This is a genomic window from Nocardioides faecalis (genome assembly GCF_018388425.1).
In the GTDB taxonomy this organism is placed as follows: Bacteria; Actinomycetota; Actinomycetes; order Propionibacteriales; family Nocardioidaceae; genus Nocardioides; species Nocardioides faecalis.
This window is the reverse complement of the sequence record NZ_CP074406.1, coordinates 1,053,945-1,072,163: the sequence shown is the minus strand read 5'-3', so window position 1 is coordinate 1,072,163 and position 18,219 is coordinate 1,053,945. Positions and strand designations below refer to the sequence as shown.

16 protein-coding genes are annotated in these 18,219 nt (G+C 71.2%); 2 read left to right on the top strand and 14 right to left on the bottom strand.

What is annotated here, in order from left to right:
- Position 1: 1 nt before the first annotated feature.
- From KG111_RS04900 to KG111_RS04885, 4 genes are all read right to left on the bottom strand, one after another.
- Positions 2-2,908: a branched-chain amino acid ABC transporter permease/ATP-binding protein gene (locus tag KG111_RS04900; protein ID WP_205290495.1), complete on the bottom strand. Its 2,907-nt coding sequence runs from the start codon at positions 2,906-2,908 to the stop codon at positions 2-4.
- Positions 2,905-3,651 (bottom strand): ABC transporter ATP-binding protein, encoded by a 747-nt coding sequence (locus tag KG111_RS04895; RefSeq protein WP_205290496.1) that lies wholly within the window; start codon positions 3,649-3,651, stop codon positions 2,905-2,907. The genes KG111_RS04900 and KG111_RS04895 overlap by 4 nt, the downstream gene beginning before the upstream one ends.
- Entirely contained in the window at positions 3,644-4,960 is a 1,317-nt protein-coding gene (locus KG111_RS04890) for an ABC transporter substrate-binding protein (protein WP_205290497.1), read from the bottom strand. The genes KG111_RS04895 and KG111_RS04890 overlap by 8 nt, the downstream gene beginning before the upstream one ends.
- Before the next feature lie 140 nt (positions 4,961-5,100).
- Positions 5,101-7,230: a hypothetical protein gene (locus tag KG111_RS04885; protein WP_205290498.1), complete on the bottom strand. Its 2,130-nt coding sequence runs from the start codon at positions 7,228-7,230 to the stop codon at positions 5,101-5,103.
- Between the two features lie 59 nt (positions 7,231-7,289).
- On the opposite strand from KG111_RS04885, the gene KG111_RS04880 reads away from it, so the two are divergent.
- Positions 7,290-7,958 carry a class E sortase gene (locus tag KG111_RS04880; protein WP_205290499.1) on the top strand — a complete coding sequence of 223 codons (669 nt, stop codon included), beginning with the start codon at positions 7,290-7,292 and terminating at the stop codon, positions 7,956-7,958.
- A gap of 11 nt (positions 7,959-7,969) precedes the next feature.
- Positions 7,970-8,125, top strand: coding sequence for a hypothetical protein (locus KG111_RS04875; RefSeq protein ID WP_205290500.1), 156 nt, complete (start codon positions 7,970-7,972; stop codon positions 8,123-8,125).
- Positions 8,126-8,220: 95 nt separating this feature from the next.
- Here the strand turns inward: KG111_RS04875 and KG111_RS04870 are convergent, their stop codons facing one another.
- The 10 genes from KG111_RS04870 to KG111_RS04825 all read right to left on the bottom strand — a co-directional run bounded on the left by KG111_RS04870 (position 8,221) and on the right by KG111_RS04825 (position 18,157).
- Positions 8,221-8,973 carry a maleate cis-trans isomerase family protein gene (locus tag KG111_RS04870; protein ID WP_205290501.1) on the bottom strand — a complete coding sequence of 251 codons (753 nt, stop codon included), beginning with the start codon at positions 8,971-8,973 and terminating at the stop codon, positions 8,221-8,223.
- The gene (locus tag KG111_RS04865) at positions 8,970-9,686 is read right to left on the bottom strand and encodes a hypothetical protein (protein ID WP_205290502.1); all 717 of its coding nucleotides are present in this window, start codon (positions 9,684-9,686) and stop codon (positions 8,970-8,972) included. The genes KG111_RS04870 and KG111_RS04865 overlap by 4 nt, the downstream gene beginning before the upstream one ends.
- On the bottom strand, positions 9,686-10,498 hold the full coding sequence (locus KG111_RS04860) for an SDR family oxidoreductase (RefSeq protein ID WP_205290503.1): 813 nt from the start codon (positions 10,496-10,498) through the stop codon (positions 9,686-9,688). The genes KG111_RS04865 and KG111_RS04860 overlap by 1 nt, the downstream gene beginning before the upstream one ends.
- On the bottom strand, positions 10,495-11,451 hold the full coding sequence (locus tag KG111_RS04855) for a calponin homology domain-containing protein (RefSeq protein ID WP_205290504.1): 957 nt from the start codon (positions 11,449-11,451) through the stop codon (positions 10,495-10,497). Before KG111_RS04855 ends, KG111_RS04860 begins: the two co-directional genes overlap by 4 nt.
- A complete protein-coding gene (locus KG111_RS04850; protein ID WP_205290505.1) occupies positions 11,448-12,188 on the bottom strand; it encodes a hypothetical protein in 741 nt (246 codons plus the stop codon). Before KG111_RS04850 ends, KG111_RS04855 begins: the two co-directional genes overlap by 4 nt.
- A complete protein-coding gene (locus KG111_RS04845; RefSeq protein ID WP_205290506.1) occupies positions 12,185-13,486 on the bottom strand; it encodes an aromatic ring-hydroxylating dioxygenase subunit alpha in 1,302 nt (433 codons plus the stop codon). The genes KG111_RS04850 and KG111_RS04845 overlap by 4 nt, the downstream gene beginning before the upstream one ends.
- Positions 13,487-13,500: 14 nt before the next feature.
- A complete protein-coding gene (locus KG111_RS04840) occupies positions 13,501-14,508 on the bottom strand; it encodes an alpha/beta hydrolase (RefSeq protein ID WP_205290507.1) in 1,008 nt (335 codons plus the stop codon).
- 11 nt (positions 14,509-14,519) lie between these two features.
- Positions 14,520-15,332 carry a hypothetical protein gene (locus tag KG111_RS04835; protein WP_205290508.1) on the bottom strand — a complete coding sequence of 271 codons (813 nt, stop codon included), beginning with the start codon at positions 15,330-15,332 and terminating at the stop codon, positions 14,520-14,522.
- A 156-nt stretch (positions 15,333-15,488) separates the two neighbouring features.
- Positions 15,489-16,928: an aldehyde dehydrogenase family protein gene (locus tag KG111_RS04830; RefSeq protein WP_205290509.1), complete on the bottom strand. Its 1,440-nt coding sequence runs from the start codon at positions 16,926-16,928 to the stop codon at positions 15,489-15,491.
- Positions 16,925-18,157, bottom strand: coding sequence for an FAD-dependent oxidoreductase (locus KG111_RS04825; RefSeq protein ID WP_205290510.1), 1,233 nt, complete (start codon positions 18,155-18,157; stop codon positions 16,925-16,927). Before KG111_RS04825 ends, KG111_RS04830 begins: the two co-directional genes overlap by 4 nt.
- Positions 18,158-18,219 lie beyond the last annotated feature (62 nt).

Here is an 18,219-nt window from a genome sequence, read left to right as displayed (position 1 = left end):
CTCAGTGGGTCGGCGGTACGCCGGGTTGGGACACTACTGCGGCAAGGGTGGTTCGGGTGGCGGATCGGTCGATCGCGGCCTGGTCGGATCCCAGGTAGGAACGGACGACCTCGGGGTGGTCGCGGACCTCGTCCGGGGTGCCGGCCGCGATGATCCGGCCCAGGTTCATGGCCACCATCCGGTCGCACAGGTGCGAGAGCAGCGGCAGGTCGTGCTCGATGACGACCATGGTGGTGCCGAGCTCGCGGCGGATGCCGAGCAGCAGCTCGCCGAGCGGCTCGCTCTCGCTCTGCGCGATGCCGGCGGACGGCTCGTCGAGCAGCAGCACCCGGGGCTCCAGGGCGAGCAGGCTGGCGAGCTCCACCACGCGGCGGGTGCCGGTGGACAGCTCGGAGATCGTGCGCAGCGCGAACGGCTCGAGCGCCATCCGCTCGATGAGCTCCTCGGCCTTCTCCGCCTTGCGCTTCTCCTCCGCACGCGATCCCACCGCGGAGGGCCACAGCCGTGAGGGTGAGGTCCGCTCCTGGGCCAGCATCAGCGTCTCGGTGACGGTGAGCGTCGGGAAGAGGGCGGCGTCCTGGAAGGAGCGGACCAGGCCGATGCTGGCCCGCTGCTCCGGCGTACGACGGGTGACGTCCACGCCGTCGAACCAGACCTGGCCGCGGTCGACCGCGGTGAAGCCCGCGATGATCTCGAACAGGGTCGTCTTGCCGGCGCCGTTGGGGCCGATGATGCCGACGATCTCGCCGTGGTCGGCCTCGAGGTCCACGCTGTCCACCGCGACCACGCCACCGAAGCGGCGGCCCACGCCGTTGACCGACAGGATGGGGGCCGGCCGGGACCCCTCGCCGTGGGCGGCGGGCTCCTCGACCTGGGCCCGTTGGGCACCGAGGCCCTCGAGCCGGATCCCGCCCGACAGCGGGGAGATCGCCGGCTTGTCGGAGCCGAGCCGCGCCCGCACCGGGTCGATGCCGGCCCGGCGGGCCACCCCGTCGGCCCAGTTGTCGCGCATCTTCGCGACGATGCCGCCGAGACCGTCGGGCAGCATGACCACCACGGCGAGCCAGGCGATGGCGAGCAGGGCGTCGCCGTACAGGTTGAGGCTGAACAGCGCCGGGATGCCGATGATGATCAGGGCACCCAGGATCGGGCCCCCGGTCAGCAGCAGGCCGCCGACGATCGCGATCGCCACCACGTCGATGCTGGCATCGGCCGGGAACGAGTTGACCGTCAGCTGGGACTGGCCGTGACCGATCACGGCCCCGCCGAGACCGGCGATGGCGCCGGAGAGAGCGAAGATCTGCATCTTGCGCAGCTTGCTGCGCACCGTGAAGGCCCGCGCGGCGTCCTCGTTGTCGCGCAGCGCCTGCCAGGCCCGGCCGAGGCCGGAGTGCCGCAGGTTGCCCACCACCCACATCGCCAGGATCAGCATGAGCAGGGCGAAGAGGTAGTAGTCGATGGCGAGCTCGAGCGCGTAGCCCCACCAGGTGGGCTTCGCGGGCTGCACGCCGAAGCCGAGGAAGCTGTCGAGCCGCAGCAGCCAGTTCGTCGTCGCCAGGGCGAGCGCCAGGGTGGAGACCGCGAGCGCGAGCCCACGTAGCCGCATGGCTGGGATGCCGACCAGCGCGGCCGCGCCGGCCGCGGCGATCACCCCGCACAGCACGCCGAGCACGAAGTTCCCGGTGCCGGAGACCGCGTGCACCGAGACGGCTGCGCCGATGCCGGCATAGGCGAACTGGCCGAGCGAGAGCTGGCCGGAGACGCCGGTCAGCAGGCCGACGCTGAGCGCGACCAGGGCGTAGCCCGCGACGCTGGTCAGCGTCGAGGCGGTGCCGTTGCTGACGACGTACGCCAGGCCCACGCCGATGCCGATGAGGACGGCCGACATGATCCGCGGGAACCAGCGCACCGCCCACAGGGCGCGGTACTCCTTGGGCAGCGGAGTCATGACGATCCGCGACCAGCCGGTCTGCTCGCGCACCGCGCGGCCGATCGCGGGCTGGCGCAGCAGGGCGACGACGATGATGATGCCCAGCGCCAGCGGCACCGCGGAGCGGGTGTCGGGGTTCGACAGCAGGACCTGCTCGAGCAGGCCGACGCCCAGCGACGCCACGACGGCGATCGGGATGGAGGACATCCGGGCGATGACGGCGCCCGCCAGGCCCTTGAGCAGCAGGTCCGGGCCGAGGGTGTCGATCGACTGACCGGCCGTCGTCGGGGTGACCAGCATGGCCGAGAAGGCGGCGATGCCGCCCGCCAGCGCCCAGGCCAGGGTCGCCATCCGCTTGGCGGGGATGCCGTCGAGCAGGGCCGCGTCGTTGTCGTCGGCCGCCGCGCGGATGGCGATGCCGACCCGGTGCTGACGCAGGAACCACGACAGCGCGACGAGCAGCGCGGGGCCGAGCAGGAACATCGCCACGTGTGCCGTGCCGAAGTTGGAGCCGCCGATCGAGAAGGTGGGCAGCAACGGCGGACGCGGGAAGGTGAAGCCGCTGACGCCGTCGGCGTTGATGATCAGCGCGAAGATCAAGATGAACTGCGACAGGCCGAGCGTCGCGATCATGCCGATGATCGTCGGACGACCGGTGAGCCGGCGGACCACGACCAGCTCGATGGCCGCGCCGAGAGCTCCGGCGACCACCAGCGCGAGCAGGAAGGAGAGCCAGTACGGCATTCCCCAGTCGGCGGCGAGCAGACCGAGGATCGAGGCGCCGAACGCCCCGATCGAGCCGTGGGCGAAGTTCACGAAGCGGCTGGATCGGTAGACGAGCACCAGGCCGATGGCCAGCAGGCCGTAGGTCAGGCCGGTGAACAGGCCGATCAGCAGGCGGTCGAGGCCGAAGTCGAAGCCGGCCACGGTGATCCGGGCGCCGGCCTGTGCGACCGCCGCGCTCAGCTGCGCGCTCATCCCGCCTCCGCCACGTGGCCACCCAGCATCAGGGTGCGGATTCGTTCCGGATCGGCGGCCAGCACTGCTGCGGACTCCTCAGCGATGATCTCGCCCTTCTCCATGACATAGGCGCGGTGCACGAGCGACAGCGCCACGTTGACCGACTGCTCCACGAGGAGCACGGACGTGCCGCGCTCGTTGAGCCGGCGGACCAGCTCCATCAGGCCGCCCACGACCACGGGCGCGAGCCCGAGGGAGAACTCGTCGATGACGAGCAGCTCCGGGTCGTTGACGATCGCCTTGGCCAGCGCGAGCATCTGGCGCTCGCCGCCGGACAGCGTCGCGGCCGGCTGGTTCCGCCGCGCGTTGAGGCGCGGGAAGATCATCAGCGCGGCCTCGACCGACTCGCGCACCCACTTCTTGTCGGCGTTCGCGTAGCCGTGCATCGTGAGGTTGTCCACGACGCTCAGGGAGCCGAAGGCCGACTGGCCCACGACCTGGCTCAGGCCGGCCTCGACCCGCTTGCGCGGGCTCCACGAGGTGGCGTCGATGCCCCCGATCCGCACCGTCCCGGAGTCGGGCCGCATGAGCCCGCCGATGACCCGCAGCAGCGTCGACTTGCCCACGCCGTTGGGGCCCATGAGGGCGACCATCTCGCCCTTCTCCACGACCAGGCCGGCGCCGAAGAGCACCTGGACCGGACCGTAGGAGGCACGGATCTCCTCCACGGCCAGCGCGGGTGCTGCGCGACGCTCACTCATCGGCGAACGGGACTTCGTCCCCCTCGTAGACGAAGCACCTGCAGTCGTCGGCGAACTTCAGCACCCGGTAGGCGCCGGCGGCGGCGTTGCCCTTGTCCAGGGCGTTGCCGAAGCCGGAGGCGGTCTGGAACTCCGCGCCGTGCTTCTTCACCGCATCCGCCCAGGTCGCAGCGTTCAGCTCGCCGTCGACGTTGTCACCGCCGAGCTTGAGCAGACGGGCGGCGTCGCAGTACGGCAGCGCCTGGCGCGCACCCTCGCGGGACTCGAACGTGATGCCGGCGGCCTCGAACACCGCGACGCACTCGGCCTCGGGGCCCTCCTCGGCCGGGAACGGCATCTGGTCGTCGGCGACGTCCTGCGGCGGGTGGAACCCGATGCCGACCATTCCGTCCATCGTGGTGGACGGCACCGTCTCCGGGTTGCCCAGGAAGAACGACGGGTTGTCGAAGCTGGAGATCGCGTAGCGGGGCGTGAACTGCTTGGACCCGGCGATCGTCGCGAAGATCGAGGCGAGCCGGGAGCCGCCGAGGAAGATCACCCGGTCGATGCCCTTGCCCGCCAGGGTCACCGCGGCCTGCTCGCCGCCGGTGTAGATGGTGCCGATGTCGGTGGTGTCGACCCAGGCCACCTCGCCCTTGATGCCGCGCTCCTTGAGCAGCGGCACGGCCTTGTTCTCCACGGAGCGGCGGTTGACCGGCGAGTCCGCGGCGATGATCGCGACCTCGTCGCGGCCCTCGAAGAAGCCCTGCTCGTCGAGCGCGGCGATGTAAGAGTTCACGAACGCGTCGTGCTCGGGGAAGCTCGGCGTCCACAGGTACGGCGCGAGCTCCTCGTAGATCGTCTTGTCGCTGGCGACCAGGGAGATGTCGAGCATCAGCGTCTTGCGCTGGGCGTAGCAGGGTCGTGCGTTCGACTGGTACTGGCCGAGCAGGACGACGGCGAAGGCCTGCTCGTCCTGGCTGACCTCGTTGCAGAGCTTCTCCTCGGAGGCCGGGGAGTCGGTCTGCGCGTCGTACATCTTGAAGACGGCGTCGAGCTTGCGCCCGCCGAGGCCGCCGTTGTCGTTGACCCAGTCCTCGAGGACCTGGACCTGCTTCTCGGGGTCGCCCACCGAGGCGGTCTTGAAGCCGGTCTGCTCCTTGACGGCGTCGAGGTCGACGCCGACGAACACCACCTTCACGGAGTCCTCGGTCACGCCCGGTCCGGCGCTCGTGCGGTCGACGCTCTGACCGCCGCCCGGCATCAGCACGCCGCAGCCCGCGAGGGCCAGGACCAGGCCGCCGGCAACGGCAGCGGACCGCAGGATCAAGGACCTATCGGCCCCGGTGTTTCGACGGCGCAGCTGCACAGGTCGACTCCTCTCGTTGGGCCGAACTATATACGATATCGACTTGGCCGGAAGGGGCTTTCTCGGCCAATTCATGAAGCCGTTACACAGGGCCCTGCGGGTCAGGACCTGGCGGGCAGGCGGTCGATCCAGCGCTCCACCGCGTCGATGTCGACGACGGCGTGACCGTCGTCCCCGGCGCCGATGAGGGTCTCCGGCGCCGCGGCCTGCATCGCCCACCAGCGCTCCAGGGTCTCGAGGTCGATGACGGCCTCTCCCCCACCGACGGGGCCACCGGCGACCGGCGCGCCGGTGGCGAGACCGGCGGGCGCGAGGGCGGCCACCACGCGGGGCGGGTTGCGCCGGCGCAGCCGACGCTCGACGGCCCACGACAGCAGCGCGATGCCCAGCACGTTGAGGACGATCAGGCCCCACGGGTAGGTCTGCCAGGTGAGGGAGAACGTGCCGGCCTCGCCGGTGCCCAGCTGTCCACTGATCTGGTAGGTGCCGATCGCCCCCACACCCAGCGCGATCGGCACCTCGATCCGCTCCACCGCTCCCGGCTCGATGGTGCCCAGCCCGTCGGAGCTGTAGATCGGCTCGACGTCGTCGGTGCGCCCGACCGAGATGGTGAGACCGGGGGCGCTCACCGCCACCTGGCCGACGTTCTCGACGTCGAGCCGCAGCACGCGGCGTGGCGAGGCTCCGAACATGTCGCCCAGGGTGCTCGACCCGGTGAGGGCGGCGTCGATGATGGCGAGCTCGCCCTGCTGCGCAGCGGCTGCGTCGCCGGGGGCGGTGACCTCGTTGACCGCGAGGTCGGCGGGCTCGGGGATCTCCACCGGTGCGGCCGTGACCGGGTCGGCCGTGACCGGGCCGGTCGTCGTGACCGGGGCACCGGAGGCCGGCGGCGTGGCATCGCCCGGCGCGTCCTGCTGCGGCGTCTCGGGACCGCCGGTCACCTCACCGCCGTCGAGGTCGGCCTCGACGACCAGGTCGCCGCCGGCGCGCTTCTGCTCGGCACGGACCGCGGTGACCGCGCGCTTGCCGACGTCGAGGCGACCCTCGATCCGGCCGCGCTCGTCCGCGGTGACGACGATCCGCTTGCCGATCGCGGCGCCGGAGGAGTCGAGCCCGCGCAGGGCGACCTTGCGCAGCGGGTCCCAGTCCCCACCGGCGACCTGGGCTGCGCGGTCCTCACCGGAGCCTTCCGAGGATGCCTCGGCCGTGGGGTCGCCGAGGACGAGCAGCGGCGTGGTGGCGCTGCGGAGCCCGGCCACCAGTCGCACGGCGCGGTCGCCGGCGGCGAGGCCGGACGGGAGCGCCGCGCTGGCCAGGTGCTCACCCGTGGGCGTGGTCTGGGTGGGGACCATCTGGGTGCAAGCCGTGGTGCCGTCGGGATCGCACATCTCGAGCGCACCGGCGGCGGCGGAGGGGAAGCCGGAGCCCTGCAGGGTGAGCGTGTCGCCGGCACGGGCCGCGTTGGTGACCGCCTGCGAGCTGATGGCGGTGACCTTGGCCGCCGTGCCGGCCACCGTGCGGTAGGTCGCAGTGACCGACGTCGCGACGGGCTCGGTCGCCGGGTTCACGCCGAGGCCCGGCAGCGTGCCCGGGTCTCCCTCGGTCTGGCCGTTGCAGACCACGCGCAGGCTCGGCGACTGCGGGACGCCGAGCGGCAGGTCGGGGCGGGGGACGTCGACGGTCAGCTGCTTGAGGATCAGGGCCGAGGTGGCGGCCGTCGCGATGGTGATCTCACCGGTGAAGGAGAGGGCCGGAACCGTGACCGGCGCGGCCGCGGCCGGGTCGGGCGCCGCGGGGGCGGGCTCGAGCTCCACCTCGGTGGTCACGGGCGGGAGCTCCGCGCCGTCGAGCAGCAGCACCGCGCTCGCCTTGAGCACGATCTTCTCGGCGGGCTGCTCGGTAGCGTCCGGGTAGAGCACGGGGCCGTTGGGGATCTCGAGGGCGAACGTCCGGGTGCCGCCGACCGCGGTGTCGCCGGCGGTGCTCAGCTGCACCTCGGCCTCCGCCGGAGCGAGCACCCAGGGCTCCAGCTCCGTGCTCAGCGGCGTGCCGAGGCGCGGAACCTCGGGCGTCGGCACGGCCGGCACGTAGCGCCAGCACCCGCCCCCGGGGTCGGTGCCGACCACGGTGTCCGCAGCACTGGCCGAGCCGGCCACCATGCCCAGACCGGGCAGGGCGGAGGCAGCGAGGACCGCCGTGGCCAATACTGTGCGCAAACGGGGCGTCAGCATGCGTTCGGATCCTCCTGCGGGCAGTCCGGGAGACGGATGCTAGATGATATATTAAATAGATGCCCGGTGTCTCGCGTCTGTCCATCAGGAGCGTGCTCAGCGTCCTCGCCGAGCTGCTGCTGACGGGCGCGGCCCTGCTGTTCCTGCTGGCCTTCTACCTGCTGGTGTGGACGAACGTACAGACGGACGCGGCGCAGCGCAGCCTGCTCGAGGATTTCCGTGCCCAGACCTTCGAGGGCGGCGAGGAGTCGCCGCGCACGCCGGACGTCGGCGACGGCCTGAGCGTGCTGCACATCCCCCGGCTCGGTGAGGACTGGGAGTGGGTCGTGCTCGAGGGCGTGGACAAGAAGACCCTCAACGACGGCCCCGGCCACTTCCCCGGCACCGCGCTGCCCGGTGAGGTCGGGAACTTCGCGGTCGCCGGCCACCGCGCCACCCACGGCGAGCCCTTCGCCCAGCTGGACAAGCTGAAGGAGGGCGACAAGGTCTACGTCGAGGCCGTGGACGGTTGGTTCACCTACCAGGTGACCTGGTCCCGGATCGTGCCGCCCACCGCGGTCGAGGTCATCGCCCCGGTCGCCGGCCGACCCGGCAAGAACCCGACCGTCCAGTCCCTGACCCTGGTCACCTGTCACCCGCGCTGGGCCTCCACCGAGCGCCTGGTCGTCGGTGCCCAGCTGGTCGAGTCCCGTGACCCCGCCGCGGGCCCGCCGCCCGCTCTGGGCTGAGGAGGTACGACGTGTACGCACTGCTCTGGCGCATCCTGCCCGGCTCCAGGCCGTGGAAGGCCGTGCAGCTGCTCGTGCTGCTCGCCGCGGTCCTGTGGCTGCTGATGTACGTCGTGTTCCCCGCGATCGAGCCGCACCTTCCGCTCGACGAGGTCGTCGTCGGCTGAGGCGGCTCGCCCCGCCCCCCGAGACCCCGCACGCAGCACGAAGCCCCGCCCACGGACCCGTCAGGTCGGTGGGCGGGGCTTCGTCGTCCAGCGGCTCAGTGCTCCCGGAGCAGCGTCCCGTAGCCGTGCATCTGGTCCTCGATGCCGTTGTCGCGCAGCGCCATCCACCAGGTGGCGGCGTTGATCGCGATGACGGGCTTGTCGAGCCAACGCTCGGCCTCGTCGGCGAGCTCGGTCATGCACAGGTTGGTGCCGCACTGCACGATCGCGTCGACATCGGAGTCGTTGATCTCGATCAGCGACTCCCGCAGGGTCTTCTCGGTGACCTGGGCGATCTCGACGGCGCTGTTGACGCACAGCCCCTTGATCTGGCCGACCTCGAAGCCCAGCTCGGTGAAGAACTTGCGGACGTTCGCGTCGCCGATGGGCGTGTACGGCGTGACGACGGCGATCTTCTTCGCACCGAACAGCTTCAGCGCCCGCTCGCAGCCCTCCGCGCCGGTGGCCACGCCGAGGCCGCCGGTCAGGTCCTGGATCTGCTTGACGAACTGGCGGTTGCCCTCGACGCCGTCCCAGAACGTCTCCGCGCTCATGCCCATGACCATGTAGTCCGGCTGCATGGTCATCAGGCTGCGCACGCAGTCGTCCATGTTGGCGCGGATCTGGACGAGGAGGTTCTCCATGCCCTCGTCGGTGGCGATCCGCCCGTCGGGGATGTAGATGCGGCCGTAGTGCGACGTGACGCCGGGGACGCGCATCATGTCGAACTCGGGCTGCACGATGGTGTTGGTGGAGGGCGCGATGACGCCGAACTTGCGACGCCAGCCCAACCGGTCGACTCCGCTCACGCGGGGACTCCTGTCTTCTCGCCGGCGCTCGTGGTGGGCGCCGGGCGGTTCATGTGCTCGCGCAGCCAGAGCGCTCCCAGCAGGAAGCAGAGCTGGACGCACGAGTTGGTGAGCTGCTCGGCCCACTGCAGCTCCAGCGACTGCTCGGGCTGGGCGGCCAGCGGGGGCAGGATGTTGGTGCCCAGGGTGTAGACGATGAACAGCACGCCCACCGAGGGCTTGCCGCCGCGGAACGCGGCGACGCAGAGGGTGATGCCGAGGAAGGACGCCCCGACGGCGGCAGCGATGAGCAGCGGCCAGTTGCGGTACTCACCGGCCGAGATGCTCATCCAGGCCGCGCCGATGCCCGCGGCGAGCGGGAACAGCACGAACCCCAGCGGCGACACCTTCCGGCCGCGGACCGCGCTGAGCACCGCCCAGGCCACGGCGGCGAAACCGAAGGCCAGGCACGGGAAGAGCAGCGACTCCAGCCACGGGTACTCCCAGCACCCGGTGGCCACCAGCAGCTTCCAGATCGCCTTGCCGAACCCGCCGGCCGAGACCAGCAGGCCGCCGAGCAGGGCCACCGGGTACGCCGAGGGCACCCGGGCACGCACCGCGCCGGCGAGCACGACGAACGCGGAGAGTGCGAGCAGGCAGGGCACGAAGTCCTCGACCGCGAGCGCCACGTCGTACTCGGTGCACACGTCGATGCTCGCGGCGAGGACCGACATCAGACGGCCTCGGCGAAGAGGTCGCGCTTGGAGAAGCCGGCGGTCATGAACCGGCGGGCGGCCTTGCCGTTGGTCAGCCAGGCCACGCGGGTACCGGACTTCTTGGCCGCGAGCACCCCTTCGGCCAGGTACGGCGTGACGGTCTCGACCTTGTCGCCGAGGATGTTGAAGATCTTCTTCGCCTTCTCGAAACCCTCGGGGTTGTCGTCGTAGTCGCCGACCAGCAGGTCGGTGACGACGATGCCCGGGGAGAGGAAGCCGATCTTCACGTCGGTGCCCTTGTGCTCCTTGACCAGCGACTCGGTGAGGTAGCGCAGCGCGCGCTTGGAGGCGCCGTACACCCCGATGCCGGCCTGGGTCCGCCCGTCGGAGCCGAAGCCCTCCATGTTCCAGATCCAGCCGCCGCCCGGCTGGGCAGCCATGCCCTTGCCGGCGACCGAGGAGCCGTTGACGACGCCGGCGACGTTGACGGCCAGGATGGCGTCCACATCGGCGGGGTCGGAGTCGACGATCGGTACGTTGGCAGAGGAGACGCCGGCGTTGTTCACCCAGACGTCGACCCGGCCGAAGCTGGCGACGGCGTGGTCCCACAGCGCCTGCACGGAGGCGCGGTCGCTGACGTCGGTGGCCAGACCGGTCGCCCGGTCGCCGGCACCGAGCGTGCTCAGCGCGTCGGCGACGGCGGCCTCGGATCGTCCGCAGACCACCACGCGGCAGCCGCGGACGAGGAGCTCGCGGGCCAGTCCGAGGCCGATGCCCCGGGTGCCCCCGGTGACGACCACGACGCGGCTGGGACCCGGGGCGGTGCTCATCGCGGCTCCCAGGCGAGCGAGCCGTGCACCCAGTGGGTGGTGGTCTCGCCGCTGATCAGCTGCCACACCACGGCCAGCTCGCGGGTGTCGGGGTCGATCAGGAACTCGCGTCCACGAATCTTCTCCACGCCCTTGGCGTCGGGGCCGACGAGGTGCTGCACGGTGAACAGCGCCCGGCCGTACGACGTGGCGTTGCCGAAGACCTCGGGGCCCTCGTACATGGTGCGCGCGCCGTCGCGGTAGCGGTCGAAGGTGTAGCTGCGCTCCAGGTCGCCGCTCCAGGTGATGGTGTGGCGCGCCGAGCGCAGCGAGGTCGGCTGGTGGTCGATGACCACGTCGACCTTGCCCGCGCTGGACTGGTCGGCGCCGTCGAGGAACAGGGTGCCGGTCCACGCGCCGGCCTGCTTCGTGGGCAGCACCTGGGGCCGCGGACCGCGCTCCTTCTCCAGCTCACGCCAGTCGTCGACGAGACGCTGGGTGGCGGGGTTGGTCTCCCGGTCCGTGGTGCGCTTGTAGACGCCGTTGAAGACCGCGCACACCGCCCAGCCGTCGTGCAGCACCGACGAGTAGACCTGCGTCTCGCCGTCGGGCAGCACCTGGTTCCAGGTGCGCAGGTCGGCCTGCCAGCCGGGCGAGTAGTAGTTCGCCTCGACGAACAGCCCGTAGGGCTGGCCGGTGCCGTAGAAGTCCGGTCCCGTGTAGACGCGGTTCTCGTCGGAGTCCACGACCCCGAAGTCGAACTGCGCGCCGAGCTCGAAGCGGTTGCGCAGCGGACCGGCACCGGACAGCTTGGAGTCCATCCAGTAGCGCGCGCCCTCAGCAGTGACCTCGCTGGCCCGAGCGATGTACTCGAAGCCGACGTGGTTGCCCTGGGCGTCGAAGAGCGCGGGGATCCCGTGCCACTCCCCCTCGATCCGCTTCTGCCACTCCGAGGTCTCGACCTCCGAGCTCATGCGCTGATCTGGTTGGAGGCCAGCTGCAGGCGCAGCTTCTCCGAGGTCTCCTCGCCGAGCAGGCGCGTCATCTGGGCCCACACCTTGTCGACGTCGGCACTGAACAGCAGCGCCCGGTTCTTGGCGTCGCGCACCGCGAGGTTTGTGTCCTCGATGTCGGCCAGCACCGCGGCCGGAACCTCGGAGTCGACCAGGGACAGCCAGTGCTCCAGGTAGGCGTTGACCGGACCATCGAGCTTCTCGAACGCCTCGGGGTTGGCCCGGTTGGCGACCATCCACGAGGACATCACGGTGAGCTGGCGCGGCTCGAGCTGCGCCTTGGAGAGGCCCTCGAGGGTGTTCAGCTCCTCGAACGCGGCGCTGATCGGGGTGTGCGCCCAGTCGTTGTAGACCATGTGGATGCCGGCGTCGACGCGCTGGATCAGGTCGAGGTGGAACGCCAGGTGACCGCCCGCGGCCACCGAGTCCAGCGTGAAGTGCGGGATCGGGGAGTCCTCGTGCCCGAAGGCGAACACCATGTGCGAGTCGAGACCGATCTGGGGCACCACGACGCCGATGTAGACGATCTTGGCGACCTTCTCGCTGGTCCAGATCCGCACGGACCCGACCGGGTCGGGGCCCATCACGGAGCCCAGCACCTGGAACGGGCCACCGTCGGGGCCGGTGACCTCCTTGGCGCCGAGTCGGTCGACGAGGGTGTCGACGGTGCGGTTGCAGAGTCCACCGGGGAGGCTCATGCGGTCACTTCCTTGTCCTTGGCGGTGGCCGGGGCGGTGGCACCGGCCTTGTTGGCGTCGGGCTTGGCGGCCGAGTCGTCGGCCTTGGCGTCGGTGCCGGGCTTCTCGGGGTCGTCCATCACCAGGCGCCGCTCCTGGCGCACCGGCGCCTCGCCGCGGCCGGCGAGGATCTCGCGGCTGCGGACCTCCTTGAAGTTCCACGCGCTGGCCAGCTCGGGCACCTCGCGGCGCACCGGCGAGGGGATCACGCGGGCCTCGACCCGGGCCGGGCCCTCACCGACGATGGTGTTGTCCTCCACGCCCCAGCCCATCTCCAGCAGCTGCTGGCGGCGTCGGCGGTAGAGCACCGCGTTGTAGTCGCTCTTGACGTGCAGCTCCGAGGAGAGGTCGAAGGGCAGCAGCTCGGGACGGACGGCGTCGACGATGCCCTGGTCCTCGTAGAGCACCTTGAAGACGCGGCGCAGAGCGTCGCGGTCGGCCCACTTGCCCTTGAAGAACGAGCGCAGCGCGACGAACTTGACCAGGGTGGTGTCCTCGTCGATCGGGATGTTGACGTCGAAGATCTTCATCGCGCCCATCGGGGTGCCGATCTCGAGCAGGATCATGTTCGGCAGCCACCAGGTCGTGGAGACCGGGACCGGCGGGCGGTTCGCGAGGTCCTGCTTGTTGGGGTTGATGACGCCCCACAGGCCCTTGGAGCGCGGCGGGTTGAGCTCGATGGAGATCTTGCAGTGCCACTCCGACTCCTCGACCACGAACTCCGGGACCTCGGGCTTCTCCGGGTTGCCGAAGACACCGCCGTGCACGAACGGGGTGTGCGCGACGTCGACGCCGTTCTCGAGGATGCGCTCGTAGTTCGACTTCCACAGGAAGGAGCCGCTCACCGCACGGAAGTTCTCGGTGTCGTCGATCGCGGACCAGTCCGGGATCGGCGGGCGCTCCTCCTCGGGGAGGTCGCCCATGTAGACCCAGATGAACATGTACTTCTCGACGACCGGGTAGGAGTCGATCCGCGCCTTGCGCGGGATGCCCTTGTCGGGGTGCGCGGGGATGCGGCTGACCACGCCGTCGGGCTGGAACTCCCAGCCGTGGTAGGGGCACACGATGCAGTCGCCCTTGACCGAGCCGTCCGACAGCGCGGCACCGCGGTGCACGCACAGGTCCGACATCGCGACGACGGACTTGTCGCTGTTCTTGCGGTAGAGCACCAGCTGCTGGCCGAGGATCTTGACCTTCTTGGGCTCACCGACCTTGAGGTCGGTGCTGAACTCGACCGCGTACCAGAAGTTCTTGAACATGGGGGGAATTCCTCCTAGCGGCGACGGATGTCGGCGATCTCGGGTCGGGGGTCATCGGCCAAGCCGGCCAAGACGGTGGTCGCAACGGCGTCGGTGCCGAGGCGGGAAGAGTAGAAGGCGACGAGCAGCTCGACGAGGACGCCGCGCAGGTGCTCGGCATCCGCGGTGAGGGGCTCCTCGAGGAAGCCGCGGGCCGAGGTGGGGTCCTCCGGCGCGGCCGGGAGCATGTGGCCCGCGCCCGCGAGCCGGACCAGCCACGCCTCGGTGTCGGCGGGCAGCGCCTCGACGAACGTGCGCTCGACCGGGTCGTGCGCCGGCGCGCCGGCCTCCTCGCCGTACCGGATGGCGCTCGCGGCGACGACGCCGTCGGCGGTGCCGGCCACGAGCATCACCGGCACCGAGACCGGCGCCGGCAGCAGGGTCCCGGCCGGGTGGCCGAGCTGCTGGGAGGCCATGGTGTGGGCGCCGTACGTCGCCACGGCGCGCACCTGCGGGAACCACTCGGCACGCGCGGACTGCAGGGCGACGGTGCCGCCGGCGGAGTGGCCGAAGAGCCCGACCCGGTCCAGGTCGAGCAGCCCGGCCAGGGGGCCCTCGGCATTGCAGGAGGCCAGGGCCTCCAGCAGCGGCGCGAGCACCGGGGTCGTCGGTGCGGTGCCGTAGGTCTCAGGGCCCACCACCGCGAGGTCCACGCCGGGGGTCAGGCCGTGCTGACCTGCGAAGAGCTCGCCCACCCAGTCGAAGGTGACCGCGACCATCCCCGCCTGCGCGAGCGCGACGGCGAGGTCGAGGTAGCCGGTGGAGGAGACGTTGACCCCAGGCAGCACCACCACGACCGGGTACGGCGCCCCGGTCGGGTCGGCGCGCAGCATGCCGCTCATCCGCTCGACGTCGCTGGCCGCCGGCAACGCCGGGTGGCGCAGCGTGACGTGCAACGTGTCGAACGGCGCGGCAGCGCCGGGCACCCGCACCGCGGTGCGGTGTGCCCGGACGAGCTGCGATGGTGCTGCGGTGACGGTCATGGTCGCCCTTGTCAGGCCTCGTGCGGACGCGGCAGCTCGCGGTCGCCGCCCCACAGGGAGCGCACGAGCTGCTCGGTCAGCTCCTTGCCGAAGAAGCGGTCGCCCATCTCGTTGGCGGGGTCGCGCTCGGCGACGTTGCGTCGGGTGGCGAGGTCGGCGGCGGCCAGGGCTGCCTGCTCCTCGGCCGGCACCTTCTCGGCCGCGTCGACCCAGCCCAGCCAGCGGTCCAGGTGGTCGTGGGCCAGCTTGGTGACCAGCTCGGTGGTCCGCTCGTCGATGGTGGCGGTGTAGGCATGGGCCATGGGCGACAGGCTCGCACGCACGAAGCCGCTGCGGCTGACGAACGGCTTGAGGAAGTCGTTCTCCTGCTGGACCTGCTCCCACTCGGCGTTGAGCGGACCGTAGTAGCGGTCGTAGGAGTCGGTGTCGACGAGCAGGTTGGTGCGCGGCACCGAGTCCACGAAGATCCAGGCCTGCGGGAAGGCGCCGAGGGCGAGGCCGAAGTGCGGCACCTTGACCTGGGGGCCGAGCCAGATGGTCAGGTGGATGTTGGCGAAGCCGACCTTGGCGTTCTCCATGTGGGAGTGGATCATCCAGTCGATCTCGGGGCCCACGTAGCCGCGGATCCGGCCGGTGGGGCCGCCGTTCTCGCCACCGAAGGACTCCAGCGGCAGCGTCGAGGGGTCGCGCTTGAGCTCGAAGCGGTCGGCCACCTTGTCCTTGAGGCCGTCGACGAGGTCCATCCAGGTGGCGAAGAGCTCGGAGATGTCGGTGGGCGGCGCCTCGTCGTAGAACTCGCGCACGGACTTCAGGGTCTGGCTCATGTGGTGTCCTCCTAGACGACTCACTGAAGAATATATTCTATCTACTCTGCTTTTGGGAGGGCGCCCCACAAAAATCCGACCTCGTACCCAGACGCTCGGCCGCCGCCCGACACTGCTCGGGTCGTGAACCGGCTCACACCGGGCGGCGAAAAGCCCTCAGGCGGTGGGGTACGCCGCGGCGCCCAGGCCCGAGCCGCCGGCCCGGAAGGCGCCGGGCGCGTTGATCACGCAGGGCTGCACGTACTCCATCAGCCCCTCGTCGCCGTACTCCCGGCCCCAGCCGGATCCCTTGATCCCGCCGAACGGCGCGTCCAGGGCCATGCCGGTGCGGTTGTGGGTGTTGATGAAGGTGAAGCCGGCCTCCAGCCGGGCGGCGACCTCGAACGCACGCTCCTCGTCGGCCGACCAGACCGAGGCCCCCAGGCCGAGGTCGGTGGCGTTCGCGCGCTCCACGACCTCCTCGACGGAGTCGAAGGCGAGCACCGGCAGGATCGGGCCGAACTGCTCGGCGGCGACCAGCGGGTGCGCGTCGTCGAGCCCGGTGACCAGGACCGGGCGCACGAAGTGCCCCCGCGAGAGGTCGCTGCGCGGGTTGACCCCGCCGAGCTCGATCGCCTCTCCCCCGTCCGCGAGGGCCGCCGCGAGCAGGGCCCGCAGCCGTTGCGCGGACTCCGCGGAGACCACCGGCCCCATCGTGCTGCCCTCGTGCAGCGGGTCGCCGACGCACAGCACCCGGTCCGCGGCCGCACGGATCGCGGCCAGCACCTCGTCCAGGCGTGAGCGGTGCACGTAGAGCCGCTTGATCGCCATGCAGACCTGGCCGGAGGTGGCGAACGCCGCCATCACCAGGCGCTCGGCGTCGGCCTCGCTCAGGGCGACGTCGTCGAGCAGCACCGCTGCGTCGTTGCCGCCGAGCTCCAGCACGCTGGGCACCAGCGCCTGCGAGGCCGTGGCCGCGATCGCGCGGCCGGCGACGTCGCCGCCGGTGAACGCGACCTTCGCGGTGCGCGGGTGGGTGACCAGCGCGGTCGCGGTCTCCGCGCCGCCCTGCACGACGGCGACGAGGCCTGCGGGCAGGTGGGTGGCGAGCACCTCGACCATCCGGGCCACCGCGACCGGGGCCAGCGGCGAGGGCTTGACCACCAGCGCGTTGCCGGCCACCAGGCCCGGCGCCAGCTTGAGCATGGTCAGGATCAGCGGCGCGTTCCACGGGGTGACCGCGGCGACGACGCCGTACGGGCGGTGCCGGACGACCAGGCGGCCGCGCTCGTCGTCGCGGACCTCCTCGGCCAGCAGCTCCGGCGCCCGGCCGGCGTAGAACCGCAGCACGTGCACCGCGAAGCCGGCCTCGCCCCGGGCGTCACCGAGCACCTTGCCGGTCTCGCGTGCCATCGCCTCGGCGATCGCGTCGACCTCCGCGGCCAGCGCGTCGGCGGCGGCGAGCAGCACCGCGGCGCGCTCGGCGACGGGCACCGCCCGCCAGGTGCGCTGGGCGGCGTCGGCGGCGGTGACGACCGCGTCGACGTCGTCGGCGGTGGCGACGGGGACCGTCGCGACCACCTCGTCGGTGCGCGCCGGGTTCTCCCGCTGGATCATCCGCTCGCCTTGACCCCGACCATGTCGACGACCTTGCCCGAGCGCAGCGAGTTGATCATCGAGGTGTTGAGCAGGTGCTTGCGCATCCGCTCCTTGTCGCCGGCCAGCTCGCGCAGCTCGTCGTGGTAGGCCCGGATCGCCTCCGGGTCGTCCTGACGCAGCTTCTCCCAGTTGTCGTGGGTGATGGTCTTGACGTAGGACAGCGCGACCTCGCGGCGCGCCTCGCACGCCTCGTCCAGCTCCTCCAGGGTGCCCTCGCCACGCAGCAGCGCCAGCAGGGCGTTGGTCTCGACGTGGGCGTCGTGGATGCCCGAGTTCATGCCCATCCCGCCGAGCGGGTTGTTGATGTGCGCGGCATCGCCCATCAGGATCAGACGGCCCTTGCGGAACTCGTCGGCGACCCGCTGGTGCACCCGGTACAGCGTCGTGTGCAGCACGTCCCACTCGCGGCCGAGGTCGGCGACGCCGGCGAGACGCTCCTGCACCCGGGCGGGGTCGCTCTCGACCTCGTCGGGGGTGTCCTGCGCGGTCGGGAACAGCACCCGCCAGTGCTCCGGCGTGCGCAGCAGCACCAGCCACTCGGTGGGGTCGAAGACGTAGTTGACCGCCGAGATGCCCGGCAGGATCGTGTCCAGGTCCTCGGTGGTGGAGGCGACCAGGAACCGCTCCGGGTAGGTCATGCCCTCGAAGGTGAACCCGGCGGTCTGGCGGACCTGCGAGTTGGACCCGTCGGCACCGAGCACCCAGTCCGCCGCGAAGGTCTCGCCCACCTCGGTGCGCACCACGCCCTGCTCCCCGGACGGACCGGAGACCGTCTCGGCGGCCACGACGCGCTGCCCGAAGCGGACGGTGACGTTGTCCAGGCCCTCGAGCACCTCGAGGAGGATCGGCGTCAGCTTGGACTGCTCGGCCTGGACCCGGAACGGGTACGGCGTGTCCTCGGCGAGCACACCGAGGTCGAGGTCGGCGATCGGGCCGGTACGGCGGTCGCGGTACTGGAACCCGGTCGAGACGATGCCGCGCTCCATGAGCGTCTCCAGCACGCCCAGCTCGGCGAGCATCTCCAGGCTCGGCGGGTGGAAGGTCGAGGCGCGCGACTCGGTGGCCAGGGCGTCCCCGGCCTCCAGCACGGTCACCTGCACACCGGCACGGGCCAGGATCAGCGCCGCGGTCAATCCGACCGGGCCTGCGCCGGCGACGATCGCCGAGCCAAGGGAAGCTGTGGTCATCTCAGGGCACCTCGTGTTGGGGATCTAGGGGGATCTGGGAAATCTGGGGGATCTGGGATCGG

Excerpts from the sequence above, each read along its gene's own strand:
- KG111_RS04880 (WP_205290499.1), top strand. The coding sequence starts at position 7,290 with ATGCCCGGTGTCTCGCGTCTGTCCATCAGGAGCGTGCTCAGCGTCCTC.
- KG111_RS04830 (WP_205290509.1), bottom strand. The coding sequence starts at position 16,928 with ATGATCCAGCGGGAGAACCCGGCGCGCACCGACGAGGTGGTCGCGACG.
- KG111_RS04900 (WP_205290495.1), bottom strand. The coding sequence starts at position 2,908 with ATGAGCGCGCAGCTGAGCGCGGCGGTCGCACAGGCCGGCGCCCGGATC.
- KG111_RS04845 (WP_205290506.1), bottom strand. The coding sequence starts at position 13,486 with ATGTTCAAGAACTTCTGGTACGCGGTCGAGTTCAGCACCGACCTCAAG.
- KG111_RS04865 (WP_205290502.1), bottom strand. The coding sequence starts at position 9,686 with ATGTCGGTCCTCGCCGCGAGCATCGACGTGTGCACCGAGTACGACGTG.
- KG111_RS04835 (WP_205290508.1), bottom strand. The coding sequence starts at position 15,332 with ATGAGCCAGACCCTGAAGTCCGTGCGCGAGTTCTACGACGAGGCGCCG.
- KG111_RS04855 (WP_205290504.1), bottom strand. The coding sequence starts at position 11,451 with ATGAGCTCGGAGGTCGAGACCTCGGAGTGGCAGAAGCGGATCGAGGGG.
- KG111_RS04860 (WP_205290503.1), bottom strand. The coding sequence starts at position 10,498 with ATGAGCACCGCCCCGGGTCCCAGCCGCGTCGTGGTCGTCACCGGGGGC.
- KG111_RS04885 (WP_205290498.1), bottom strand. The coding sequence starts at position 7,230 with ATGCTGACGCCCCGTTTGCGCACAGTATTGGCCACGGCGGTCCTCGCT.
- KG111_RS04825 (WP_205290510.1), bottom strand. The coding sequence starts at position 18,157 with ATGACCACAGCTTCCCTTGGCTCGGCGATCGTCGCCGGCGCAGGCCCG.
- KG111_RS04850 (WP_205290505.1), bottom strand. The coding sequence starts at position 12,188 with ATGAGCCTCCCCGGTGGACTCTGCAACCGCACCGTCGACACCCTCGTC.
- KG111_RS04840 (WP_205290507.1), bottom strand. The coding sequence starts at position 14,508 with ATGACCGTCACCGCAGCACCATCGCAGCTCGTCCGGGCACACCGCACC.
- KG111_RS04895 (WP_205290496.1), bottom strand. The coding sequence starts at position 3,651 with ATGAGTGAGCGTCGCGCAGCACCCGCGCTGGCCGTGGAGGAGATCCGT.